5 protein-coding genes are annotated in these 4177 nt (G+C 77.6%); 2 read left to right on the forward strand and 3 right to left on the reverse strand.

The genetic code is table 11. The annotated features are described in order from the left end of the window. The 3 genes from WCS02_RS18225 to WCS02_RS18235 form a co-directional block, all read right to left on the reverse strand. A partial coding sequence (locus WCS02_RS18225; protein WP_340295709.1) for a 2-oxoglutarate dehydrogenase E1 subunit family protein occupies window positions 1-285 on the reverse strand: 285 nt, incomplete at its 3' end. A gap of 24 nt (window positions 286-309) precedes the next feature. Further along, on the reverse strand, window positions 310-1110 hold the full coding sequence (locus WCS02_RS18230) for a hypothetical protein (protein ID WP_340295710.1): 801 nt from the start codon (window positions 1108-1110) through the stop codon (window positions 310-312). Next, window positions 1107-2234 (reverse strand): ABC transporter ATP-binding protein, encoded by a 1128-nt coding sequence (locus WCS02_RS18235; RefSeq protein ID WP_340295711.1) that lies wholly within the window; start codon window positions 2232-2234, stop codon window positions 1107-1109. Before WCS02_RS18235 ends, WCS02_RS18230 begins: the two co-directional genes overlap by 4 nt. A gap of 71 nt (window positions 2235-2305) precedes the next feature. Here WCS02_RS18235 and WCS02_RS18240 point away from each other — a divergent pair, with 71 nt between their 5' ends. Together WCS02_RS18240 and WCS02_RS18245 are read left to right on the forward strand one after the other, a co-directional pair. After that, window positions 2306-3760, forward strand: a complete 1455-nt coding sequence (locus WCS02_RS18240) for a GuaB1 family IMP dehydrogenase-related protein (protein WP_340295712.1) — start codon at window positions 2306-2308, stop codon at window positions 3758-3760. Between the two features lie 189 nt (window positions 3761-3949). Further along, window positions 3950-4135 (forward strand): hypothetical protein, encoded by a 186-nt coding sequence (locus WCS02_RS18245; protein ID WP_340295713.1) that lies wholly within the window; start codon window positions 3950-3952, stop codon window positions 4133-4135. The last annotated feature ends 42 nt before the right edge of the window (window positions 4136-4177 follow it).

Raw genomic sequence — 4177 nt, forward strand, 5'->3', positions numbered from 1 at the left:
GGGTGCCGCGACGGGCACGGGCTCGGCGGCGGGCTCCCGCAGCGGTGCCCCCTCGTGGGCGGCGGGCGCGTCGGCCGGGCTGTCCCCGTCGGGGCCCGGCGCGCCGTCGGAGAAGAACTCGCGCCACTCCGGGGCGACGCTGCCCGGGTCCGCGCGGTAGGCCTCCCGCAGCTCCTCGACGAGCCACTCGTTGGGGCCGAAGCCCGCCATCGGGTCGTCTGCCGGGGTCTGCTGTGGCACGGCGTGCGTCGCCTTCTTCCGATCGTGGTGCGTGGAGTCGTCCACCAGGGAGGCAGCCTAGACCCCGGCTCAGGTGACGTCGCGGCGCAGAGTGGTGCGCCAGGCGAGCCCGCCGAGGGTCGCGGCCCAGGCCAGGAGCACGAGGGCGCCGCCCCACCAGGGCAGCAGCCGGCCCCCCGTGAAGCCCTCGACGACGGCCGTGGACGCGCTGGTCAGCAGGTAGGAGCCGACCACGTCGAGGTCGACCGGGCCCACCTCGCCGACGGCGCCCAGGGCGAGCACGGCCAGGGGGTCCAGGAGGAACACGACGACGACCACGGTGACCACGGCGACGACCTGGTGCCGCACGAGCAGCCCGAAGCCGACACCGATGAGGGCCCACACCGCGATCCCCAGGACGCCGAGGGCGACCGGGCGGGCGAGGTCGCCGGCCGGGGCCAGGTCGACCCCGCGCAGCGCCAGCACGCCCCAGGCCGTGGCCAGCGACAGGACCTGGACCACCACGCCGTACAGCAGGCCGAGCAGCCCCCCGGTGACGAGCTTGGCCGCGGCCACCAGGCCGCGGCGGGGGACGGCGAGGAAGGTCTGCGCGACGGTGCCGGTGCGGAAGTCCGTGGTGGCCACCAGCGCGCCCGCCACCGCGGACATCAGGTAGCCCGACTGGTAGCCGGAGCCGACCACCGCGAGCTGGCCCTCGGTGGTCGTCAGCAGGGGGAACGGGAACGCCTCCGCGGCCGCCGCGTCCAGCGGCCCGAGCGCCGAGACGAGCCCGACGTTGAGCAGCACGAGGAGCAGGGCGATGCCGAGCAGCCCCCACCACACCCAGGTCGTCGTCAGCTTGACGAGCTCGGCGCGCACCGCCCGGGTCACCGGACCTCCTCCGTCGTGGGCTGCTGCGGGGTCGTGGGCTGCGCCGGGGTCGTGGGCCGCGCCGGCGCCGGACCGGGCGGCTGCTGCCGCCGGGCCGCCGCGGACGCCTGCTCGGTCCGCTGCACCAGGCGCAGGAACGCCTCCTCCAGCCGCTGGCTGGTGGGCGCCAGGTGCGACAGGGCGACCCCGGCGCGGGCGGCGGCGGCGCCGACCCGGACGGGGTCGACGGGCACGGGGGAGCCCTCGGGCGGGCGGACGAGCAGGGCGCCGGAGTGGTCGCCGGTGCAGCCCAGGCCCTCGGCGGCGAGTGCGGCGGCGAGCGCGGGCCGGTCGGGGGAGTCGACGAGGACGCCCGTGGGACCCGCGAGCCCGCCGAGGACGCCGTCGTAGGCGACGTGCCCCGCGGCGAGCACGACCACCCGGTCGACGGTCTGCTCGACCTCGCTGAGGACGTGGCTGGAGACCAGGACGGTGCGGCCCTCGCCGGCCAGGGTGCGCAGGAACCCGCGCAGCCAGGCGATGCCGGCCGGGTCCAGGCCGTTGGCGGGCTCGTCGAGGACGAGCAGGTCCGGATCGCCGAGCATGGCGGCGGCCAGTGCGAGCCGCTGCTGCATGCCCAGGGAGAAGCCGCCGACCTTCCGCCCGCCGGCGTCGGCGAGGCCGGTGAGCTCGAGCACCTCGTCGCAGCGGCGCACCGGCAGGCCCCCGGCGGCGGCGAGCCAGCGCAGGTGGTCCCGGCCGCTGCGCCCGGGGTGGGCGCCGGCCCCGTCCAGCGCCGCCCCGACCCGCGACAGGGGCCGGTCGAGCCGGGCGTACGGCCGGCCGTCGACGGTGACCGTCCCGGCGGTGGGGCGGACCAGGCCGAGCACCATGCGCAGCGTCGTCGTCTTGCCGGCGCCGTTCGGCCCGAGGAACCCGGTCACCTGGCCCGGCTCGACGGAGAAGGACACGTCGGTGACCGCGCGGACGGTGCCGAAGCGCTTGGTGAGCCCCGCTGCCTCCACCCGCAGGCCGCCGCGCGCCCCGCCGGCCCGGGTGCCCGGCGGTGCTGCCCCGGCCCCCGCACCCGCCGGTGCCCCCGTCGTCCCCGTGCCCGTCCCCGCCCCGTGGCGCCCCGCAGCCATGCGCCCGACCGTAGCCACCGCGGTCCGTGGCCGGGGGGAGGTGCCGCGGGCGTGGGCCACACTTGACGACCGTGCGCTTCCTCCCCGGACACCAGCCCCCCCACGACCTCACCTACGACGACGTGTTCCTCGTGCCGTCGCGCTCGTCGGTGGGCTCCCGGGCCGACGTCGACCTCACCCCGGTCGACGGCACGGGCGCGACGCTGCCGGTCGTCGTGGCCAACATGACGGCGGTCACCGGCCGGCGGATGGCCGAGACCATGGCCCGCCGCGGAGGCCTGGCGGTGCTGCCGCAGGACGTGCCGATGGACGTGCTGCGCGACGTGGTCGGCTGGGTCAAGCAGCGGCACACGGTGCTGGAGACCCCCGTCGAGGTGGGCCCGGACGACGTCGCCCTGACCGTGCTGCACCTGCTGCCCAAGCGCTCGCACGGTGCCGCGGTCGTCGTCGACCCGGCCGACGGCGCCCTGGTGGGCGTGGTCACCGCGGCCGACTGCCGGGGGGTGGACCGCTACACGCCGGTGCGCGACGTCATGACGCCCGGCCCGGTGGTGCTGGACGCCGACCTCGTCGAGAGCAAGGGCCCCCGCGCCGCGTTCGAGGAGCTCGAGGCCCGCCGCCGCCACTTCGCGCCCGTCGTCGACCCGTCGGGCCGGCCGGTCGGCGCCGTCACCCGGCTCGGCGCGCTGCGCAGCACCATCTACACCCCGGCGACCGACGCCTCCGGGCGCCTGCGCGTGGCGGCCGCGGTCGGCATCAACGGCGACGTCGCGGGCCGCACCCGGGCGATGGTCGAGGCCGGGGTCGACGTCCTCGTCGTCGACACCGCCCACGGGCACCAGGACCGCGCGCTGTCCGCCGTGGCCGCGGCCCGCGCCGCCGCGCCCGGCGTCGTCGTCGTGGCGGGCAACGTCGTCACCGGCGAGGGCGCCCGCGACCTGGTCGCTGCCGGCGCGGACGTCGTCAAGGTCGGCGTCGGCCCCGGCGCGATGTGCACGACGCGCATGATGACCGGCGTCGGCCGGCCGCAGCTGTCCGCGGTGCTCGACACCGTCGCCGCGGCCCGCGAGACCGGGGCGCACGTGTGGGCCGACGGCGGCGTCCGGCACCCCCGCGACGTCGCCATCGCGCTGGCCGCGGGCGCCAGCCAGGTCATGGTCGGCTCGTGGTTCGCCGGCACGTACGAGAGCCCGGGCGACCTGCAGGTGGACGCCGACGGGCGCGAGTACAAGGAGAGCTTCGGGATGGCCTCCAAGCGGGCCGTCACCGCGCGCACCCAGGACGACTCCGCCTTCGACCGGGCCCGCAAGGGCCTGTTCGAGGAGGGCATCTCCTCCTCGCGGATGCGGCTGGACCCGCAGCGCCCGGGCGTGGAGGACCTGCTCGACCAGATCACCTCGGGACTGCGCTCGGCGTGCACGTACGTCGGCGCCTCGGACCTGGCCGAGCTCGCCGACCGCGCCGTCGTGGGCGTGCAGTCGCGGTCCGGCTTCGACGAGGGACGGCCCCTGCCCACCGGGTGGTGACGAGCGTCGCAGGGCCCCGGCTTGATCTCGTCGGGTGCTCGTCGTTACCGTGCCGTTACCGGCTGCACCCGATACCCCTGTGGGTCATCTCCTCAACCGTGCGACGCACCGTGAGCGGCCGGTCACCGTCTCGGCCTCCCCGGCCGCCACCGCCACCTGCCTGGTGCACGACACGACTGGAGCACCCCCGTGCCGCTGCCCTCCTCCGACGGGCACCCCCTGCCCACGCGACGGGCGCTGCGCGACGCCGAGCGCGCCGCGGTCGCCCGTCCCGGCACCCGCCGCGACGCCCGCACCCCGGCTGCGTCGGCGCCCGTCGTCGTCCCGCCGGTCGCCGTGCCCGACCACGTCCTCGAGGGCGCCGACGACACCTAGCTGCCCGGGGTCACCCCCCCCCCCCCCCCCCTCCCCCCCCCA

This window comes from Aquipuribacter hungaricus (genome assembly GCF_037860755.1).
Classification (GTDB): Bacteria; Actinomycetota; Actinomycetes; order Actinomycetales; family JBBAYJ01; genus Aquipuribacter; species Aquipuribacter hungaricus.